At 45.6% G+C, this 19,822-nt stretch carries 21 protein-coding genes; 6 read left to right on the plus strand and 15 right to left on the minus strand.

The window, feature by feature from the left end; genetic code table 11:
* Positions 1–61 precede the first annotated feature (61 nt).
* The gene (locus ACWJJX_RS12550; RefSeq protein ID WP_003153022.1) at positions 62–364 is read left to right on the plus strand and encodes a LysM peptidoglycan-binding domain-containing protein; all 303 of its coding nucleotides are present in this window, start codon (positions 62–64) and stop codon (positions 362–364) included.
* 132 nt (positions 365–496) lie between these two features.
* Entirely contained in the window at positions 497–1,615 is a 1,119-nt protein-coding gene (gene ispG / locus ACWJJX_RS12555; protein WP_169510269.1) for a flavodoxin-dependent (E)-4-hydroxy-3-methylbut-2-enyl-diphosphate synthase, read from the plus strand.
* A gap of 33 nt (positions 1,616–1,648) precedes the next feature.
* Here ispG and ACWJJX_RS12560 read toward each other — a convergent pair whose 3' ends face one another.
* A complete protein-coding gene (locus ACWJJX_RS12560; RefSeq protein WP_087920773.1) occupies positions 1,649–2,026 on the minus strand; it encodes a DUF308 domain-containing protein in 378 nt (125 codons plus the stop codon).
* Between the two features lie 133 nt (positions 2,027–2,159).
* On the opposite strand from ACWJJX_RS12560, the gene ACWJJX_RS12565 reads away from it, so the two are divergent.
* Complete coding sequence (locus ACWJJX_RS12565; protein WP_007408297.1) at positions 2,160–2,741, plus strand: nucleotidase; 582 nt, start codon at positions 2,160–2,162, stop codon at positions 2,739–2,741.
* 31 nt (positions 2,742–2,772) lie between these two features.
* On the opposite strand, the gene ACWJJX_RS12570 is transcribed toward ACWJJX_RS12565, so the two are convergent.
* Together ACWJJX_RS12570 and ACWJJX_RS12575 are read right to left on the minus strand one after the other, a co-directional pair.
* Positions 2,773–3,183, minus strand: a complete 411-nt coding sequence (locus tag ACWJJX_RS12570) for a Fur family transcriptional regulator (protein WP_003153018.1) — start codon at positions 3,181–3,183, stop codon at positions 2,773–2,775.
* A 123-nt stretch (positions 3,184–3,306) separates the two neighbouring features.
* Positions 3,307–4,188, minus strand: coding sequence for a YitT family protein (locus ACWJJX_RS12575; protein ID WP_003153016.1), 882 nt, complete (start codon positions 4,186–4,188; stop codon positions 3,307–3,309).
* Between the two features lie 118 nt (positions 4,189–4,306).
* Between ACWJJX_RS12575 and ACWJJX_RS12580 the strand changes: the two genes are divergently transcribed.
* On the plus strand, positions 4,307–4,561 hold the full coding sequence (locus tag ACWJJX_RS12580; RefSeq protein ID WP_003153013.1) for a DUF2624 domain-containing protein: 255 nt from the start codon (positions 4,307–4,309) through the stop codon (positions 4,559–4,561).
* Positions 4,562–4,589: 28 nt separating this feature from the next.
* Here the strand turns inward: ACWJJX_RS12580 and ACWJJX_RS12585 are convergent, their stop codons facing one another.
* Together ACWJJX_RS12585 and ACWJJX_RS12590 are read right to left on the minus strand one after the other, a co-directional pair.
* Positions 4,590–5,483, minus strand: coding sequence for a deoxyribonuclease IV (locus tag ACWJJX_RS12585; RefSeq protein WP_094247726.1), 894 nt, complete (start codon positions 5,481–5,483; stop codon positions 4,590–4,592).
* 11 nt (positions 5,484–5,494) lie between these two features.
* Complete coding sequence (locus ACWJJX_RS12590; protein ID WP_017418162.1) at positions 5,495–6,811, minus strand: DEAD/DEAH box helicase; 1,317 nt, start codon at positions 6,809–6,811, stop codon at positions 5,495–5,497.
* Between the two features lie 165 nt (positions 6,812–6,976).
* Between ACWJJX_RS12590 and vrrA the strand changes: the two genes are divergently transcribed.
* Together vrrA and ACWJJX_RS12600 are read left to right on the plus strand one after the other, a co-directional pair.
* The gene (gene vrrA, locus ACWJJX_RS12595) at positions 6,977–7,672 is read left to right on the plus strand and encodes a VrrA/YqfQ family protein (protein WP_454022439.1); all 696 of its coding nucleotides are present in this window, start codon (positions 6,977–6,979) and stop codon (positions 7,670–7,672) included.
* A 122-nt stretch (positions 7,673–7,794) separates the two neighbouring features.
* Positions 7,795–8,739 (plus strand): 4-hydroxy-3-methylbut-2-enyl diphosphate reductase, encoded by a 945-nt coding sequence (locus ACWJJX_RS12600; protein WP_003153006.1) that lies wholly within the window; start codon positions 7,795–7,797, stop codon positions 8,737–8,739.
* A 21-nt stretch (positions 8,740–8,760) separates the two neighbouring features.
* Here the strand turns inward: ACWJJX_RS12600 and ACWJJX_RS12605 are convergent, their stop codons facing one another.
* From ACWJJX_RS12605 to glyQ, 10 genes are all read right to left on the minus strand, one after another.
* Positions 8,761–9,882 (minus strand): Nif3-like dinuclear metal center hexameric protein, encoded by a 1,122-nt coding sequence (locus tag ACWJJX_RS12605; RefSeq protein WP_454023009.1) that lies wholly within the window; start codon positions 9,880–9,882, stop codon positions 8,761–8,763.
* Entirely contained in the window at positions 9,875–10,579 is a 705-nt protein-coding gene (locus ACWJJX_RS12610) for a tRNA (adenine(22)-N(1))-methyltransferase (protein WP_454023079.1), read from the minus strand. Before ACWJJX_RS12610 ends, ACWJJX_RS12605 begins: the two co-directional genes overlap by 8 nt.
* A gap of 125 nt (positions 10,580–10,704) precedes the next feature.
* A complete protein-coding gene (gene cccA / locus ACWJJX_RS12615; RefSeq protein WP_069473510.1) occupies positions 10,705–11,067 on the minus strand; it encodes a cytochrome c550 in 363 nt (120 codons plus the stop codon).
* Positions 11,068–11,417: 350 nt separating this feature from the next.
* Positions 11,418–12,539 carry an RNA polymerase sigma factor RpoD gene (gene rpoD / locus ACWJJX_RS12620; RefSeq protein WP_003152998.1) on the minus strand — a complete coding sequence of 374 codons (1,122 nt, stop codon included), beginning with the start codon at positions 12,537–12,539 and terminating at the stop codon, positions 11,418–11,420.
* 191 nt (positions 12,540–12,730) lie between these two features.
* Entirely contained in the window at positions 12,731–14,542 is a 1,812-nt protein-coding gene (dnaG, locus tag ACWJJX_RS12625; protein WP_454023010.1) for a DNA primase, read from the minus strand.
* A gap of 21 nt (positions 14,543–14,563) precedes the next feature.
* Positions 14,564–15,070 carry a YaiI/YqxD family protein gene (locus ACWJJX_RS12630; RefSeq protein WP_014418404.1) on the minus strand — a complete coding sequence of 169 codons (507 nt, stop codon included), beginning with the start codon at positions 15,068–15,070 and terminating at the stop codon, positions 14,564–14,566.
* A 255-nt stretch (positions 15,071–15,325) separates the two neighbouring features.
* The gene (locus tag ACWJJX_RS12635; RefSeq protein ID WP_071181854.1) at positions 15,326–16,138 is read right to left on the minus strand and encodes a pyruvate, water dikinase regulatory protein; all 813 of its coding nucleotides are present in this window, start codon (positions 16,136–16,138) and stop codon (positions 15,326–15,328) included.
* A gap of 25 nt (positions 16,139–16,163) precedes the next feature.
* On the minus strand, positions 16,164–16,802 hold the full coding sequence (gene ccpN, locus ACWJJX_RS12640) for a transcriptional regulator CcpN (RefSeq protein ID WP_003152989.1): 639 nt from the start codon (positions 16,800–16,802) through the stop codon (positions 16,164–16,166).
* A 100-nt stretch (positions 16,803–16,902) separates the two neighbouring features.
* Entirely contained in the window at positions 16,903–18,942 is a 2,040-nt protein-coding gene (gene glyS, locus ACWJJX_RS12645) for a glycine--tRNA ligase subunit beta (RefSeq protein ID WP_146284346.1), read from the minus strand.
* Positions 18,935–19,822, minus strand: a complete 888-nt coding sequence (gene glyQ, locus ACWJJX_RS12650; RefSeq protein WP_003152984.1) for a glycine--tRNA ligase subunit alpha — start codon at positions 19,820–19,822, stop codon at positions 18,935–18,937. Before glyQ ends, glyS begins: the two co-directional genes overlap by 8 nt.

A 19,822-nucleotide genomic window follows, 5' to 3' on the forward strand; every position in this document is an offset into this window, starting at 1 on the left:
GTCATGAACAAAACGGGACAAGCATACAATGAAGTAAAAATGTATGCGGGAGGCGGTTGGAATGAAGCGGCTTACTTTTGTATTCGGCAGTTTATTTGTGATATTCATTATCTTTTACGATCTTAAAATCGGCACGATCCCTTCTCAAGACCTTCCAGCATACGCAGCGGCGGCACAGCCAGCCCAACAGGAAGCTTCATACAGAACGGTTACGGTCAAAAAAGGCGATACGGTGATGTCGATAGTCGGCGCACATAAAGCGCCAGATGATATTGCACAAGATTTTGAGGCGCTGAATCCGAATGTAAAAGCAAACGCCATTCAGGCAGGCACCGCTTATAAATTCCCCGTCTACCGCAATTAAACGTTAATTTCTTGTCAGTTCGGCAAATACACTGTTACAATATAACATGTAAATAGAAGTTGCCTGACATGTAAAAGGCTCAGCCTGCAAAAGCGGTAACTACAATTAAGGAGCGATTGACAAGTGAGTGAAATCACACATCGTACAAAAACGCGTCCCGTCAAAGTGGGACCTTTAACAATAGGCGGAAATAACGAAGTCGTCATTCAGAGTATGACGACGACCAAAACACACGACGTAGAAGCAACAGTTGCGGAAATCAACCGTTTAGCCGAAGCCGGCTGCCAAATTGTCCGGGTGGCATGTCCGGACGAACGCGCCGCTAACGCGATTGCCGACATCAAAAAACAAATTTCCATCCCTCTCGTTGTCGATATTCATTTTGACTACAAGCTTGCATTAAAAGCAATTGAGGGCGGGGCCGACAAAATCAGAATCAACCCGGGTAACATCGGCCGGCGCGAAAAAGTGGAAGCCGTCGTAAAAGCGGCGAAAGAAAAAGGAATTCCGATCCGGATCGGCGTAAACGCGGGATCTTTGGAAAAGCGTATTTTAGAAAAATACGGCTATCCGACTGCTGACGGAATGGTTGAGAGTGCGCTTCATCATATCAAAATCCTGGAAGACCTTGACTTTCATGACATCATCGTCAGCATGAAAGCCTCTGACGTCAATCTCGCCATAGAAGCATACGAAAAAGCGTCAAAAGCATTTGATTATCCGCTTCACCTCGGAATTACAGAATCGGGCACGCTGTTTGCCGGAACGGTAAAAAGCGCGGCCGGACTCGGAGCGATTTTAAGCAAAGGAATCGGAAACACGCTCCGGATCTCTCTGAGCGCCGACCCGGTTGAAGAAGTGAAAGTAGCCAGAGAACTGCTGAAATCATTCGGTCTCGCTTCAAACGCGGCTACGCTTATTTCATGCCCGACATGCGGACGGATCGAAATTGATCTCATCAGCATCGCAAATGAAGTGGAAGAATACATTTCTAAAGTCAAAGCGCCGATTAAAGTAGCGGTTCTCGGATGTGCCGTTAACGGACCGGGCGAAGCAAGAGAAGCCGATATCGGGATTGCCGGCGCGCGCGGCGAAGGACTTCTTTTCCGCAAAGGCCAAATCGTCCGCAAAGTGCCTGAAGAAACAATGGTCGAAGAGCTCAAAAAAGAAATCGACAAGCTGGCAGAAGAACACTATGCAAAGCTTGAAGCAGAAAAAGCAAAAGCAGAACAAGAAACACAAAAAGCTTGACGGATATTCCGCCAAGCTTTTTTTTGCGTTGTGTTAAAAAAACGGTGTAATGAAGATGCCAAGCACAAGGGAAACAATACCGATTCCCATCGCCCATCCGCCTAAAGCGCCTGCTCCTCTTCTTCTGGCGATATAGCCGACGATAATGCCGCATGCCCCTAATAAAACAGGGAGCACAAACAGGGAAATGATAGAAATAGCCAATGCTGCATACCCTATCCCCCGGCCTTCACTTACTCCGTCCCGATTATCATCACGGTCTGCTGCCCGGTCAGAAGCACGATATGGCTCTGAGATTTCGGCCGCTGTTTCTTCTGAATAAACATCACGCGTGATATCGGTTCCTTCCGATCCATGATCTACATAGTAATCGTTGCCTTTTCGATTTTCGTAATCGTATGCCACCTTCAATTCCCCCTTTTTCTTTTATGAAAGGAGCTTTTTTAGTTTCCGCGTTTTTTACGAATTCATGTTTGCTAAACTTTTCTGGTATTGTTAATTGTTTATGTTACACTTGAAGGGATGAATTTATAGGAGTGTGGACATGTTACGGTTAGGTATAGATATTGACGGCACAGTTACGGCACAGGATACATTTGTCCCTTATTTAAACCGCTCATTTCATCTTTCCATTACCTTGGATGATATGACTGATTATGATCTGACGAAGCTTTTGAACATTACAGACGAGGAATTTTGGGAATGGATGAACGTTCATGAAGCAGCCATATATAAAGAAGCGAAGCTCGCGGAATTTGCCAAGCAGGCACTGGACGGACTGAAAGAAGAGCACCGCCTTATCTACATTACGGCAAGACGCGGCCACTTAGAAGATGTTACGCTGGACTGGTTTGCAAACCGGGACATTCATTACGATCACATTGAGCTTGTCGGAGGCCATCACAAAGTGGAAGCCGTCAAAAAACACGGCATTGATTTATTTTTCGAAGATCACCACGGCAACGCGACAATGATCGCAAAAGAAGCAGGCATTCCGGTTATCCTTTTTAACTCCCCATATAATCAGCTCCCCATCGATTCCAATATTATCAGGGTGCAGAATTGGCTTGAAGCCGTCGCCTGGATTAATAAAAACAAACACAGCTTTCAGCATGTTAAAAGCTGAAAAAAAACCTCCTGTATAAGCAGGAGGTTTTTTATCGGCACGCCGGACAGGTGCCGTAAATTTCAAACTTATGGCCGCTGATTTCATACCCTTCCAAATCATCGTGCAGCTTATCCATCGGACAGGACTCAATTTCCTTCGTTTTCCCGCAAGTTAAACAGATAAAATGGTGATGATGATGGGTATAAGAGCATGTAAAACGGAACAGTTTTTCTCCGGAAAGCTCCGTTGTTTCCAAAATGCCGAGTTCTTCATATAACGAAAGATTTCTGTATATGGTATCAAAGCTCAGACCCGGATAGTCGTCATTTAATGCGGCAAGCACGTTTTTGGCGGTCAGATATTTATCAGAATCAGCAAAAAGCTGCAGCATGTCTTCTCGCTTACTCGTATATTTATACCCTTTTTCTTTCAGCAGGTTCAACGCTTCTTGTACGTTCATGAGGACCTCCCCTTTACAACACGGTATCGCTCCAAAAAGAAAATGGCAGCTGTCTGAACAGCAGGCCATTTTCTTATGATGTATCAAATTATACCTATAAAATGATGAAAAGTAAATGAAAGCCTAGTGAATCGCGGTTTTGAACTTACCGCCCCTCGTTTCATGGGTATTCATGATCGTAATAAAGGCGTTTTTATCAATTTCAAACACAATGGATTTCAATTTAGTCACTTCAAGCCTTGTCACGACCGCGTAAATGACTTCTTTGGATTCATCCGTATATCCGCCTTTTCCCTGAAGCTTGGTGGTTCCCCTTCCAAGCCGGTGCAAGATTGCGTCTGAAATTTCCGCATACTGATCTGCCACAATAATGACCGCTTTTGTTTCATCGAGACCCTGAATGACGGCGTCAATCGTTTTCATGGCAATATAATAAGTCATGAAAGAATACATCGCCTGCTCCGGACCGAACACAAAACCGGCCCAAATAAAAATAAACACATTGATGAGCATAACGAATTCTCCGACTGAGAAGGGCAGCTTTTTTGTGAGAAGGATACCGAGTATTTCAGTACCGTCCATCGAGCCTCCGTTTCGGATGACAAGGCCTACCCCGAAACCGAGCAAAAGCCCGCCGAATACCGTCGCCAAAATAGGCTGGGTCGTAATGGCCTCCACATGGTGCAAGGAGGATTCAATCAGCGCTAAACCGACAATTCCGATAACAGTAGAGATGAGAAATGTTTTTCCGATATATTTATATCCGAAAATCATAAATGGAATGTTGAGTAACACAACGAATAAGGCGAAATTGAGGAGGGGATTGGACATAAAGAGGTGGTCTAAAATTAATGAAACACCGATAATGCCTCCGTCGATAAAATTATTAGGGACCAGAAACAATTCAATACTTACGGCGGCTGAACCCGCCCCGATCAGAATCATGATGACCCTGAAGATAAAGTGTAAAAATGATTCTCTTTTATGCTGTTTATTTGGGGTCATAAAATCTCCTTTCCTGTAATAACTATTTTAAACAGTAAGCAACTTCATTTTACCATTAAAAGCCGTAACATTTTAATGATTTGCTCAATACATTATGTCTAAAGAGGTGAAAGTATCGATGATTTTAATACAAAGAATTATTTTGCAGCGGCTCAATCAAGTCACTGCGGACGATCTTCTGAAATATTCCAAGCAATACGGAATCAGCATTACGAGAAGTCAAGCGGCTGAGGTAGCGGCTCTGATGCACGGAAAAAACATCAATATTTTTGATGAACAGGAGCGGCTGCGCCTGCTGAAAAAAGTGGAAACGATAACCTCAAAAGAAACGGCTCGGAAAGTTGACGAACTTTTCAATCAATTCTCAGGGTAAAAAAGGAGGGGCAATTCCCCCTCCTTTTTTATTGAGCTGATATTTTTTCAAGAAGCTCCTGATCAAACTGCTTTTCTTTCAGCATTTCGATTTCAAAACGGTACGGCGGCTTCTTATTTTTCTTGTCTTCGCCTACATACGGTGTTTCGAGGATTTTCGGAATATCGGCAAGCTGCTCGTGATGAACGATGTACTGCAGAGCGTCAAAACCGATCTCTCCGAACCCGATATTTTCATGGCGGTCTTTCCGGGCGCCTTTAATATTTTTACTGTCATTCACATGAAGGACTTTTATCCGGTCGATGCCGACGATTTTATCAAACTCGTTAAGAACGCCGTCAAAATCATTGGCGACATCATATCCTGCATCATGGGTGTGGCAAGTGTCAAAGCAGACGGATAGATGTTCATTATGCGTAACCCCCGAAATGATCTCGGCCAGCTCTTCAAAGCTTCTTCCGCATTCTGATCCTTTGCCCGCCATTGTCTCCAGCGCAATCTGCACGTGTTGACCGGGAACAATCACTTCGTTTAAACCTTCAATGATTTTTTTGATGCCCGTCTCAGCGCCGGCTCCGACATGCGCTCCCGGATGAAGCACGATCTGTTTCGCGCCGATCGCTGCCGTTCTTTCAATTTCAGAACGCAGAAAATCAACGCCCAGCTCAAACGTTGCCGGATTTGTCGTATTTCCGATGTTAATGATGTACGGCGCATGCACGACAATCTCGTCGATGCCGTTTTCCTTCATATGGGCGCGGCCCGCTTCAATATTCAAGTCTTCAATTTTTTTGCGGCGCGTATTTTGGGGAGCGCCCGTATAGATCATAAATGTGTTCGCCCCGTATGAAACGGCTTCCTTGCTTGCGGCAAGGAGCATATGTTTTCCGCTCATTGAGACGTGTGAGCCTAATTTCAGCAACCCGATTCCCCCTACTTTCCTCTGTTAGATTGGTTTCTTCTCTGCTTCTTTCTGATTTTTTCCATTTCGTAGCTCATTTTCTTTTTATAGCCCGGCTTTACTTTTTTCGGCTTTTTCACAAGGCGTTTCGCCATTTGGTCAGCCTCATTTGCCGTCTTTTTGCGATTTTTGCGGCGGTGGCGGTCATCGCCTTTCTTCCATTCGCCGTTTACAAGCTCCGCATATTCAAACACAATACCCATCTTTTCGAGTCTTACGAGCGCATCTTCGTCAGAAAGCTCATAAATGGTCAGTGCTTGGCCTGATGAACCGGCGCGTGCGGTTCTCCCGACACGGTGAACATAAAAATCCAGATCGTCCGGAAGCTCATAGTTGATGACGTGGCTTACGCCTTTAATGTCAATTCCTCTTGCCGCAAGGTCTGTCGCAATGACATAAGTGAATTCCAGATCATTAATCTGCTTCATTACCTTCTTACGCTCACGCGGCGTTAATCCCCCGTGCAGAAGACCGATCCTCATGCCCTTTTCAGTCAGGTATTTCGCAATATGGTCAGCCGTGTTTTTCGTATTGGCAAACACAATGCCCAGATAAGGGTTCAGATGAGACATCATATCAAAAAGCAGTTTGTCTTTATCACGCTGTTTAGAAGGAACCAAAACATGTTCAATCTTTTCGGCTGTGATTCTTTTCGGCTCAACATGCGCGTACTTCGGATTTTCCATATACTTTTTCAAAAACGGCTTCAGCTTTTCCGGAATCGTAGCTGAGAACACAAGCATCTGAAGTTCTTCCGGCATCCGCGATCCGATATAATCAACGTCTTCTAAAAAGCCCATGTCAAGCATCAGATCAGCTTCGTCAATGACGAGAGACTGCGCTTTATAGACGTTCAATGCCTGCGCCTTAATCAGATCCGCGATCCGGCCCGGCGTTCCGACGACGAGATGAGGCTGTGTTTTCAGCTTATCAATTGATTTTTGCTTGTCCGTCCCGCCGATGAAGCATTTTGTCCGGATCGGCTCATCTTCCGCACCCTGTGTGATTTTGAGCGCTTCCTGATGAATCTGATTGGCAAGCTCTCTCGTCGGCGCCGTGATAACAGCCTGCACCGTATCAGAACCCGGATCAATCCGATTCAAAATTGGCAATAAATAGGCGTGGGTTTTCCCCGTCCCCGTCTGGGACTGCCCGATCACGCTTTCGTTTTTCAGTACGGCAGGTATCAGCCGCTTTTGAATATCTGTCGGTTCATAAAAACCAAGGCGGTGAACTGCATCTATAATAAACGGTTTTAAGTTGTATCCATCAAATTTAGTTTCTTTCATTTTTCCCAGCTCCTTAAAGCGGCACATTCTGTGTCCATCATCACATTATAACCGATTTTACTTAAAAACACCATGTCTTGGGGGAATCCTGTTTTCAAGACAGAAAAGCAAATGCCCCCTCCGATGCATATTGTAATAGCAGAGAGACAGAAAGGAGGTACAAGTATGTTTCCACAGCAGCCGATGAGAAATATGGCGCAGCAGGGCCGGCCGTTGATGAATCCGCGTATGAGGATGGGAGGAAGACCGTCATTGCCGGGCCGGCAGCTGATGCAGCAGGGCCGGCAGCTTTTCCCTCAGCAGCAGATTGCCGGAGCGGGCCTGAGAAACGCAGGCACGGGCGGCGGAGGGGGCTTAAAAGGGATGCTTTCCCGTTTTTTACCCGGTTCAGGAGGAGGAAGCGCTGCCGCGTCGGCACCGGCGGCGGCCAGCGGAGGAGCAGGTGCAGGACTGCAGGGAATACAGAACCTGGCAAGTCCGGCATCCCTGTCGAGCATGCTCGGCAACGTTCAGAAGGTGCTCGGCGTGGCGCAGCAGGTTACGCCGATGATCCAGCAGTACGGTCCTTTAGTACGGAGTCTGCCCGCCATGATGAAGCTTTACAGCCAATTAAGCAGCAGCGATGATGAGAATGAATCTGACGAGACAAAAGAAACAGACGAACAGGACAAAAAGGATGAAGCCGAAAAAACAGATGAAACAGAAGATGAAAACAAATCAGACGCCTCATCCAAAACATCAAAGAAGACGTCTGAAAAAGCATCCGCTTCAAAAGAAAAAGACGCCGCACAGGCAGAATCAACGGAACAGCCGCGTCCAAAAAGAACATCGGGCAGATCAACGCCGAAATTATATATTTAACATTCTTTGATATCTCACGAAAGATTAGCTATAATGAGATCAGAAGAATGCAAGATTTGAGCCGTTTAACTACGGCTTTTTATATTGCCTCTACACTCACTTTTGATAGGAGGACATCTACATTGGACGTTATCAAAATATCGCCGCGCGGCTACTGTTACGGCGTTGTTGATGCCATGGTCATAGCCAAAAACGCGTCACTCGATAAAACACTGCCAAGACCTATATATATACTCGGAATGATTGTTCATAATAAGCATGTCACAGATGCGTTTGAGGAAGACGGCATTTACACGCTTGACGGCACAAACCGTCTGGAGATTTTAAAGCAGGTGGAAAAAGGAACCGTTATTTTCACGGCTCACGGGGTATCTCCGGAAGTAAGAAAAGCTGCTGAGGAAAAAGGGCTTGTTACGATTGACGCCACATGCCCGGACGTCACGAAAACACATGACTTAATCCGAAAAGTAAAAGCTGAAGGCTATCATGTCATATACATCGGCAAAAAAGGCCACCCCGAGCCTGAAGGAGCCGTCGGCGTCGCTCCTGAAATCGTTCATCTCGTTGAAACAGAAGAAGACGTCAGAAATCTCGATATTCAGGCTGAGAAATTAATCGTTACAAACCAAACGACAATGTCCCAGTGGGACGTCCACGATATTATGGAATCAGTCAAAGAAAAGTACCCGCACGTGGAATACCATCAGGAAATCTGCCTGGCCACACAGGTTCGTCAAGAAGCTGTATCGGAGCAGGCAAAAAAAGCGGACTTAACCATTGTTGTCGGCGATCCGAAAAGCAATAACTCCAACAGGCTGGCTCAAGTGTCAGAAGAGATCGCCGGAACAAAAGCCTACCGAATCGGAGACATCAGTGAACTGAAGCTCGAATGGCTGAAAGACGTCAATACCGTCGCCGTTACCGCAGGCGCATCAACACCGACACCGATTACAAAGGAAGTCATCCGCTTTTTAGAGCAGTTTGACCACAACGATGAATCGACATGGCAGCTTGAACACAGTGTGCCGCTCAAAAAAATCCTTCCGAAAGTAAAAATAAAAAACTGAGGCCCGGGGCCTCAGTTTTTTTTATAAGAAGGTAAATGGGTTTGTATCTGTTTCGGAAGCGAAAATGCGCACGTCATAGTTTTTCTCTACGGCCATTGCCGTAAGCTTCTCAGCCGTGCCTTTTCTCATGATCTTTTCAGCATAATGCCCCGGGTCCACGACGTTTAATCCCATCATCATCGCATCATGCGCTACATGAAAATAAAGGTCGCCCGTCACGTAAACATCTGCACCTTTCCGCTTTGCCTGATAAATATATTTATTTCCGTCGCCGCCAAGAACCGCGACCTTTTTCACCTTGCTGTTTCGCTCTCCGACCATCCGGACTCCGTTAACGTCAAACTTTTCTTTCACAAACAGAGCAAACTCTTCAAGTGTCATGTCCTGCTGAAGTTTTCCGATCCGGCCGAGGCCTTTTTCAAGCGGAGACTGCTCCACCGGATAAATATCATACGCCACCTCTTCATACGGATGGCTTTTTTTCAGCGCTTTTATGACGGTTTTCTCCATACTTGCCGGAAAAACGGTCTCAAGTCTCACTTCATGGACGAGTTCCAGCTCTCCCGTCTGTCCGATAAACGGGTCTGCCCCCTCCAGCGGCTTAAAGCTCCCGATTCCCTCAGAAGAGAACGCGCAATGGCTGTAATTGCCGATATGTCCCGCTCCGGCGTTGCCGAGCGCGGTTCTTACAGCTTCTTCATAGTCTTTCGGAACATATACGGCAAGTTTTTTCATCGGGTCCGAATATGTCGGGACGAGCACTTCTGTGTCTGTCAGGCCGAGAGCTTCGGCAAGCAGATCGTTAACACCGCCGTCCGCTACATCAAGATTCGTATGAGCCGCATATACGGCAATATCATGCTTTATACATTTCTCAATCAGTCTTCCGCCCGGCTGATCAGTGGTGATCTGTTTAAGCGGCCGAAAAATCGGTGGATGGTGGGCGATAATTAAGTCAACTTTTTTCTCAATGGCTTCATCTACCGTTTGTTCCAAAACATCCAGTGTCACCATGACATTTTTCACCGGCTTATTCAATGTACCGATCTGCAGTCCGATTTTATCTCCTTCCACCGCATAAGCCTTCGGTGAAAATTGTTCAAACAGCTGGATGATTTCCTGTCCGTTCACATGTTTAGGCATGTCCGATTACCTCCTTCAGCAGAGAAATCCGCTCTTTCAATTCAGCTAATTTTTCATGATTTTCATGCTTTGCACTGCGGCTGATCTGTTCATAAATTTGCTCAGTATGCTTAAGTTCCTGGCTCCATTTCCGAAGAAACACTTCATTCCTCTCTTTTAATAAAAACGGACCCGCAAGCATTCCGGCAGCCATCGGCACGTCCCGATACGGCGCATCACGGTCGCCAGTTTCCGCAACGAGGATTTCATAACACTTTCCGTCTTCTTCGAGAATCACTTCATCAAGCAGTTCATAACCTTCCTGATACAGCCACTCTCTTATATGAACGGCATGAATATTCGGCTGCAGAATCAGCCGTTCACGCCCCGTCAATTTCGTTTTTCCCGACTCCAAAATACGAGCGATCAGCGCTCCGCCCATGCCAGCGATCGTAATGGCGCCGGCTTCTCCTTTTTCAAGGACGCTCAGCCCGTCACCTTTCCTTACGGAGATAAGAGTGCTTAAGTCCAGTTTTTCCACCTGCTGTTTGGCGGATAGAAACGGTCCGTCTGTAATTTCACCGGCGATTGCGCGGCTTGCCAAATGATTCAAAACGGCATAGCAAGGAAGATACGCGTGGTCTGACCCGATATCAGCAACCAGGGCACCCGGAGGGATATATTCCGCCACAGACTGCAATCTTTTAGATAACTTCATTTCATTCACAATATCACAACTTTTCTCAGGTTCTTTTTCCTTTACTATCATATAAAAAAACCGCCCGGAATCCAAGCGGCGGATAGAGTTTTTCATATGTCTTTTATATAGGGACCGGCAAAGCTTTATTTAATGTCAGAAACCCATTTTGCCATGTCATCCAGCTTTTCGGCCGGCACAAGGCCCGCGGGCATCCCGTTGCCGCCTTTTTCAATTTTTGTTTTAATCTCAGCGACATCTTTTCTTTTGCCGACGCCTTTTAAGTTCGGCCCTGACACACCTTCATAGTTTTCTCCGTGACAGGTGATGCAGTTCGCTTTATAAATCTCTTCAGGTGAAGCGTTTGCAGTTTCCTTCTCGGCATTTTTGCTTTCACCGCCGCTTGCGATCTGCTGCGCATCTCCATTGCCTTTTACAGCTAAAAAGAAAGTCAGCCCTATTCCCAACACTGCAATGAGCAAAAAAGGAATCAGCGGATTCCACTTCATATCTCCATCCCCCTTTTTCATTCTCCCCCTATGTAAACACTTCTAATTCTAACTTATTTTTACAAAAAGTAAATGGTCTTGCTCAGCAATTTCATTGATTTCACAATTTATACAAAAAGCAAAAATAACTGTTTTGTTTATCACAAAATTATCTTTATTCTATTGTATAATGAATTGTATACGCTTACAATAAAGAATATAAATAAACTTATCTCATTTTCCCCCTTCCAGGACATGCCGCATTTTTTCCGAACTCATTTGCAAAACATATGCTTATCCAGTAAAATAAAGGTATATTATCCATATATCTTATACACAAAAAAGAACGGATCAAAAAGACCCGTTCCATTCTATTCGAGAAAATCCTTCAGACGTTTGCTTCTGCTCGGATGTCTCAATTTGCGAAGCGCTTTTGCTTCAATTTGGCGAATACGCTCTCTCGTTACTCCAAACACTTTGCCGACTTCTTCCAAAGTTCTTGTGCGTCCGTCATCCAGACCGAAACGGAGACGCAGCACGTTTTCTTCACGATCTGTCAACGTATCCAGCACATCTTCCAGCTGTTCTTTTAATAGCTCATATGCCGCATGATCCGACGGAGATGTCGCTTCCTGGTCTTCGATAAAATCACCGAGATGTGAGTCGTCTTCTTCACCGATCGGCGTTTCTAAAGAAACTGGCTCTTGAGCAATTTTTAATATTTCACGGACTTTTTCAGGCGTAAGATCCATGTCTTCAGCAATCTCTTCCGGTGTCGGCTCTCTGCCAAGATCCTGAAGAAGCTGACGCTGCACCCGGATTAATTTGTTAATGGTTTCCACCATGTGAACCGGGATACGGATTGTTCTCGCCTGGTCAGCGATGGCGCGTGTAATCGCCTGTCTGATCCACCAAGTCGCATACGTACTGAATTTATATCCTTTACGGTAGTCAAACTTCTCGACGGCTTTCATGAGACCCATGTTTCCTTCTTGGATCAAGTCTAAGAAAAGCATGCCGCGGCCGACATACCGTTTAGCAATGCTGACAACTAAACGAAGGTTTGCTTCAGCCAGTCTGCGTTTAGATTCCTCGTCACCCTCTTCAATTTTTTGAGCGTAGGTGATTTCTTCTTTAGCAGAAAGAAGATTTACCCGTCCGATTTCCTTAAGGTACATGCGGACTGGATCATTGATCTTTACGCCAGGCGGTACGCTGAGGTCATTAAGGTCAAATTCTTCTTCGGCTTTGGCAAGCTGTTGAATATTAGGATCTTCCGTTTCTTCATTTTCACTAATTAATTCAACACCTTGTTCTCCTAAAAATTCATAATACTCATCCATTTGGTCTGATTCAATTTCAAAGCTGGACATGCGTTCAGCAATTTCTTCATATGTTAAAACACCACGTTTTTTTCCAGTTTCAGTAAGCTGCTCTTTTACCTGGTCTAATGTAAGTTCTGTTTCTGTTTCGTGGGTTTGTTTATCAGCCATTATGGATCCCTCCTTCCAAAGCTTGCAACGAATTCTAAAAGCGGTATGTTTCTTATCCGCCCCGGAAGCCTTCTCTCTTTTTCAGCATGCAGGGCTGCGGATAATAATGACAATTCATGATGAGGTTAAGCGATCTATTTGCTCCTCCGCAAGGAATCATTGCCAATCAGAACGCAAGCCTCTTTTTGGTGTTACTTTAATGATCGGTTCAATGCAACAATTTCTTGAGCCAGAGACGCAGCTTTCACGAAGTCTTTCTGCCTCTCCGCATCCGCTCTTTCTGCTTCTTTTTCCTTTATCATTGACCATTTTCGGTGATCCAACACTTTTTTTACGTAATCGGATAACTCGGCCTCTGAGAGCTCCTCGTTTACTTGGAGCATCCCTATATCTGAAAGCAGCTGGCTGATTTCATCATCCTGCATTCTCGCCATAAGATGCTGCGGCGTCATGTCAGCACCCTCTTCATAAACAGCGTACAGGTATGCTGCCAGCGCACGATGTCCGTCAATGTTAAATTCAAAGCCGACACGCTCAATCACTTTCTTTATGACGTTTCGGTCTCTCAGCATATGAGCGAGCAGAAGTCTTTCCGCGTTCTCATAGGCGGGACGGAGACGGCGCCGTTTCGCTTTTGTCGTCACCCGGGCCCGTCTTGTCTGCGGTTCGGCGTTTTTGTCGCCGGGGGCGTTTTGTCTGGCGTAGATGGAAAGCTGTTCCGTCAAAGATTCTACCGAAAGAGAAAATTCAGAGGCGAGCTGCTTCACATACATTTCCTGCTCAAGCGACCCGGAAAGAGCGCTGATTTCTTTCAGCACTTCTTTCATGTAAGCGAGCCGGTCTCCTTCGTCAGATAAGTTTTTCCCTTTGCGGAAATATTGCATTTTAAAAGCCATGACCGTAACGCTTGCATCAATGATATCGGTCCGGAATTTTTCTCCGCCCCGGGTTCTGATATAATCATCAGGATCAAGCCCGTCAGGCAGCATGCTTACTCTTACCTTACAATCAGCTTTCTGGAGCAGGCCGGCCGCTTTCAGCGTAGCTTCGTACCCGGCTTTATCCGAATCGTAGCAGAGAATGACCTCCTGAACATTTCTTCTGAGGATTTTCACATGCTCTTCGGTGAGCGACGTCCCCATTGTGGCGATACTTTCTTTTACGCCTGAGCTGACGGCGGATATGACGTCAGCGAAGCCTTCAAACAGAACGGCTCTCTCCTCTTTCCTGATCGGCAGGCGCGCCTTATGAAAGTTATACAGCAGCTTAGATTTATGAAACAGCGGCGTTTCCGGGCTGTTCATATACTTCGGCTGCTGGCTTCCGAGCGCCCTTCCTGAAAAAGCCGCCACGGCTCCGTGGTGATCATGAATGGGAAACATAATTCTGTTTCTGAAACGGTCAAAATACCCGCTGCCGTCTTCCCTTCTGATCAGCAGACCCGCTTTTTCCATCATTTCTTCCTCAAAACCGCGCTTTTTCAAGAATTTCGTCATGAAATCCCAGGAATCCAGCGCGTAGCCGATTTCAAACTCATCTATGAGCTCTTTCGTAAAACCCCTTGATAAAAGGTAATCTAACGCTTCCTGGCCTTCCTTTGTATTTATTAGCAAATGATGGTAAAATTTCTTCAGAAGCTCGTGGGCTTCCGCCATCTTCTGCTCTCCGGAAGATTCCGGCCTGGATGCAGAGTGAATCGTTATATCATCAGGGAAATCAATCTGATATTTATCCGCAAGGTGAGAAACAGCTTCCGTAAATGAATAGCCTTCCATCTGCCGTAAGAAAGAGAAAACGTTCCCGCCCGCTCCGCATCCGAAGCAATGAAAGATCTGCTTATCGCTGGAGACGGAAAACGAGGGCGTGTTTTCCCCGTGAAACGGACAGAGCCCAAAGTAGTTGCGGCCTTGCTTTTTCAATTGGACATAATCACCTATGACTTCAACAATGTCTGCTGACTGCTGCACCTGATTAACTACTTCATCTGGTATGCGGTTTCCCATCTTATAACACTCCGTCGTACATTATTCGATGTTTTGATTTGAAATCCCTTCATCATTCGACAGGATTTTTTTAAGCAGGGTAACAAATCGATTCCGATCTTCTTTATTTAATTTTTTAGGTCCTTTGGAATGAATGCCGCTTCTTCTCATTTTGCCTGACATATGACGGCTCATCAGAGCGAAGTCAATCGTGTCTTCAGTATAAGAACGGCCCCTTTCCGATAAGACGGCAATATTTCTGTTCAGCAAAAGAGATGCTAAACCGATATCCTGCGTGACTACGACGTCTCCCGATCTCACATGGTTTGCGATATATAAATCTGCCGCTTCTTTATGAGGATCAACGTATACCCAGTTCTCGTCTTTGCTTCTGGAAAGCTGGTAGTGTTCAAATGATGCGACGAAAATAACCCGAACGCTGAATTGCGATGCAATGAGCATTATTTCCTCTTTTACGGGGCATGCGTCTGCATCGACAAAAATCGTCTTTTCTTTTTCATTTAGAAGACTAATTCTCCATCCCTCCATCAATCTCCTGCATAAAAACAAGCGAAATCGCATATGCTCCATGACTGCGGATCTATTTTGAGCTTTGTCGAAAAATTTCCGGGAGTTATTCTTGACATCTTACCCATAATAGTTTATTCGTATCACACGAAGCTTAAACCTAAAAATAAACATTTTATCACAATTTTTTATTATAATACAAACTTCGCGAAGATGCCATCCTTTTTGTTTATTCCCTATTTGCATACCCAAAAACCCAGGATAAAGCGTCCTGAGTTATCGGCCCTTTGTTTTGAGATGATGAATGATGTTCGCTGTTTCTTCGACCGCTTTATTCGAAACGTCAACGACTTGGCAGCCGATCCGGTTCACGATTTTCTCAAAATACTCCAGCTCTTCTTTAATTCTGTTGATATTGGCGTAAATGGCTTTGTCATTTAAGCCGAGAGATTTTAACCGTTCTTTACGTATATGGTTCAGTTTATCAGGGCTGATTTTTAAGCCGATGCATTTTTTCGGATCAACGCTGAACAGTTCTTCCGGCGGATCGACCTCAGGAACGATCGGCACATTGGCCACTTTCAGACGCTTATGGGCAAGATATTGTGATAATGGGGTTTTAGACGTTCTGGATACTCCGAGCAGGATGATATCGGCTTTTAAAATGCCTCTTGGATCCCTGCCATCGTCATATTTGACGGCAAACTCGATCGCCTCGACCTTTTTGAAATAATCTTCATCAAGCTGGCGGACGCGGCCCGGTTCATATTTGGCGGTCAGACCGTAAGCCGATTCCATTTTATCGATGAGCGGACCGATAATATCGTAATACAGCACATTCGCTTTTTCCGCTTGTTCAACCAGGTATTTGCGCATTTCAGGAACAACGAGCGTAAAACAAATAATGCCGCCGTCCGCTTTGGCGAGAGACACGACTTCATTAATGGTGCCGATATCTTCCACATAAGGTATTCTTCTGATATGCGTATCATCGGCTGAGCCGTTAAACTGGCTGAGCGAGGCTTTTACAACGAGTTCGGCGGTTTCTCCGACTGAGTCTGATACTACATAAATGATGCGATTGTCCATGTTATCCCCCCGTTAGTTTTCAAGCTTATATGATTTCATTTTCTGATAAACTGACAAGTATCTTAGTCATATTCGTTTTGGTAAACCGGCCGATGACCTCAAAGCCTTTATCCGTATCTTTAATAACGGGCAGGGCATCGATCTGTTTCTCAATTAAATACTTGGCGATGTCCATCACATAATCATCACGCCGGCAGACGGCGATATTCGGCATTCTTGTCATGATAATATGAACCGGTATTGAGGCAAGTTCCTGCTGGCCGATGCTCGCCCGCAGCAAATCTTTGCGTGACAGCACACCGACTAAGACAGCATCACGATCTACGACAAATAACGTGCCGACATCTTCTAAAAACATGGTGCAGATGGCATCGTATACCGAGACATTTTCATTGATGACAACAGGGATCGATTGAAAATCTTTCACTTGCAGCTTTTTCAATTTATCCGCAAGCAGCTGATTTCCCGTTTTCCCCGTATAAAAATAACCGACCCGCGGACGGGCCTCTAAGAAGCCTGACATGGTGAGTATGGCCAAGTCCGGCCGCAGCGTGGCCCTCGTTAAATTGAGCTGTTCTGCGATATGCTCTCCGGTAATCGGGCCGTTTTCCTTTACAATCTGTAAAATTTGTTCTTGCCGTTTATTTAATTCGATCGTACTCACCACCTTTATGGAAGGGTTTCTTTATCTATGTTTTCATTCTGTGATGTTTATGTAAAAGGGGAAAAGACGATTGCCGATCACACAGCAACCGTCTTTTTCTTTATTTTACAATAAGATGATTCATATTAGCAAAAGACTTGATCACATCTGCAAGAGCGGTCATTTGCGCTAAACGGTTGGTTTTTAATGCTTCATCGTCCGCATTTACCATCGTGTGATTAAAGTAATCTTCGATCGGCTCTTTTAATCCGCTGAGCACGGCAAGCGCCTGTTCATAGTTTTTGGAGGCAAAGCTTTCCGCGACACTGTCTTTTGTTTTTTCATAAGCGTCAAACAGCTTTTTCTCCTGTTCATTTTCAAACAGATCCGGCTTGATATCGCGGCTCTCGCCTTTTTTGCTGATGGAGATGACCCGGCCGAGTGATTCAGCCGTTTCTTTAAAGCCGGGTGTGCCGAGGTGCTTCTCAAGCACTCTTGCCTTATGAACGGCTGCATACGGCTCAAGTTTTGTGCTGTCCAGAACGGCTTCAATAACGTCATGACGGATGTCTTCAGCGTTTAAGACGTATTTCAGACGCTGTGTAAAGAAATCAAGGAGCTCATTTTCTTTTTCCGTTTCTGTCAACGACAGCAGTTCTTTAAAAGAAATGCCCCAGTTGCGGTCGATCAGAATGGAAACAATGCCGCTTGCCTGACGGCGCAATCCGTACGGATCCTGAGAACCTGTCGGAATTACGTCAATGCTGAAGAAGGAAGCAATCGTGTCCAGTTTATCAGCTAACGCCACGACCGCGCCGGTAAAGGTTGAAGGCACTTCTCCCCCGGCCGCTCTCGGCATATAGTGCTCATTGACAGCGGCAGCGACGGCTTCATCTTCACCGAGCATGCGCGCATATTTTTCTCCCATCACGCCTTGAAGCTCAGGGAACTCATAGATCATATGTGTAACCAGGTCAAATTTAGAAATCTCTGCGGCGCGCTTCACAAGTTTTTGCGTCTGTTCATCCGCTTTCAGGCGGACGGCAAGTTTGCCCGCAATGGTGACCACTCTTCTTACTTTATCTCCAAGGGAGCCGAGCTCTTCATGGAAAACGATATTTTCCAGTTTCTTCACGTTCTCATCAATGTTCAGCTTTTGGTCTTCTTTGTAGAAGAACGCAGCATCTGAAAGCCTTGCTCTCAGCACTTTCTCGTTTCCGCGGGCAACATTTTCAATTGCATGGCTGTTCCCGTTTCGCACCGTAATAAAATGAGGAAGCAGATTCCCGTTTTCATCTTTTACCGGGAAGTAGCGCTGATGCTCTTTCATTGTTGTCACGAGCACTTCTTCAGGGATAGAAAGAAACTCGGATTCAAAAGATCCGTAAAGCGCCGTCGGATATTCCACCAGATGGTTGACTTCGTTCAGCAGATCCTCATCGACCGGAATATTCCATTTTTTCTTGGCCGCAAGCGCATCCAGCTGGCTTTGGATCATTTGTTTGCGTTCTTTCGGGTCAGCAATGACGCTTTGTTCTTTCAGCAGCTTTTCGTATGATGACGGCACATCAACAGATACTTCTTGGCCGAGAAAGCGGTGTCCCTGCGTGTTCCGGCCCGTCTCGACATTTGTGATTTCAAACGGAATGACATCTTTTCCAAAGAGGGCGGCAATCCATTTGATCGGACGGATATAACGCAGATCCTGCGTGCCCCAGCGCATGTTTTTCGGAAAATGCATTCCGGCAATCAAATTTTCCAGCTGCGGTAAAAGTGTCTTCGTCTCTTGTCCCGCCTGGAATTTTTGAACGAAGACATATTCCGTGCCGTTTACATCTTTTATATACAGGTCATCCACTCCGGCGCCTTGGCCTTTTGAAAATCCGATAGCGGCTTTTGTCCAGTTTCCGTCAGCATCCAGAGCGATTTTTTTCGCAGGGCCTTTTGCTTCTTCCTGAATATCAGCCTGTTTTTCTGCTACGTCTTTTATATATACTGCCAGACGTCTCGGCGTATTAAAAAGTTTCACTTCGCCGTGGGCGATATTTTTTTCAGCAAGCCAGCCGGTCAGCTTTTCACCGAGCTGCACCATGCTGTCATGTAAAAACCGCGCCGGCATTTCCTCGAGTCCGATCTCTAAAAGCAAGTCTTGTTTACTCATGGGAAGAGCCCTCCTCTTTAAGCATTGGGAACCCTAATTTTTCCCGTTCTTCATAATACGTTTTTGCCACTTTTCTCGCTAAGTTGCGGACACGGCCGATATAACCCGTCCGCTCTGTCACCGAGATCGCGCCTTTTGCATCAAGCAGATTAAATGTGTGAGAGCATTTCAGCACATAATCATAGGCCGGATGCACAAGCCCGTTATCCATTTGTCTGATCGCTTCTTTTTCATAGGTGCTGAACAAATGGAAAAGCATATCCACGTCAGATGTTTCAAAAGTATAAACGGAATGCTCATATTCAGCCATCATAAATAAATCTTTCACAGTAAATCCTGACGTCCATTCAAGATCAAAGACGTTTTCTTTATCCTGAATATATGACGCGAGACGTTCAATACCATATGTGATCTCAACGGACACCGGTTTACATTCAATTCCGCCCACCTGCTGGAAGTATGTAAACTGAGTAATTTCCATCCCGTCAAGCCATACTTCCCAGCCGAGACCTGCACAGCCTAAAGACGGGTTTTCCCAGTTGTCTTCTACGAAACGGATATCATGTTCAAGCGGGTCAATGCCGAGCGCACGCAATGAATCAAGGTAAAGCTCTTGAATGTTATCAGGCGACGGCTTGATAATGACTTGAAATTGGTGATGCTGATAGAGCCTGTTCGGGTTTTCACCGTACCGTCCGTCCGCAGGCCGTCTGGACGGCTCAACGTAAGCCACTCTCCACGGCTCCGGCCCGATGCTTCGTAAAAATGTATACGGACTCATTGTGCCTGCGCCTTTCTCCACATCATACGACTGCATGAGCACACAGCCTTCATTCGACCAGTGCTTCTGCAAGGTTAAAATCATATCTTGAATGTTCAT

This window comes from Bacillus sp. YH3-2-B2, from assembly GCF_053663335.1.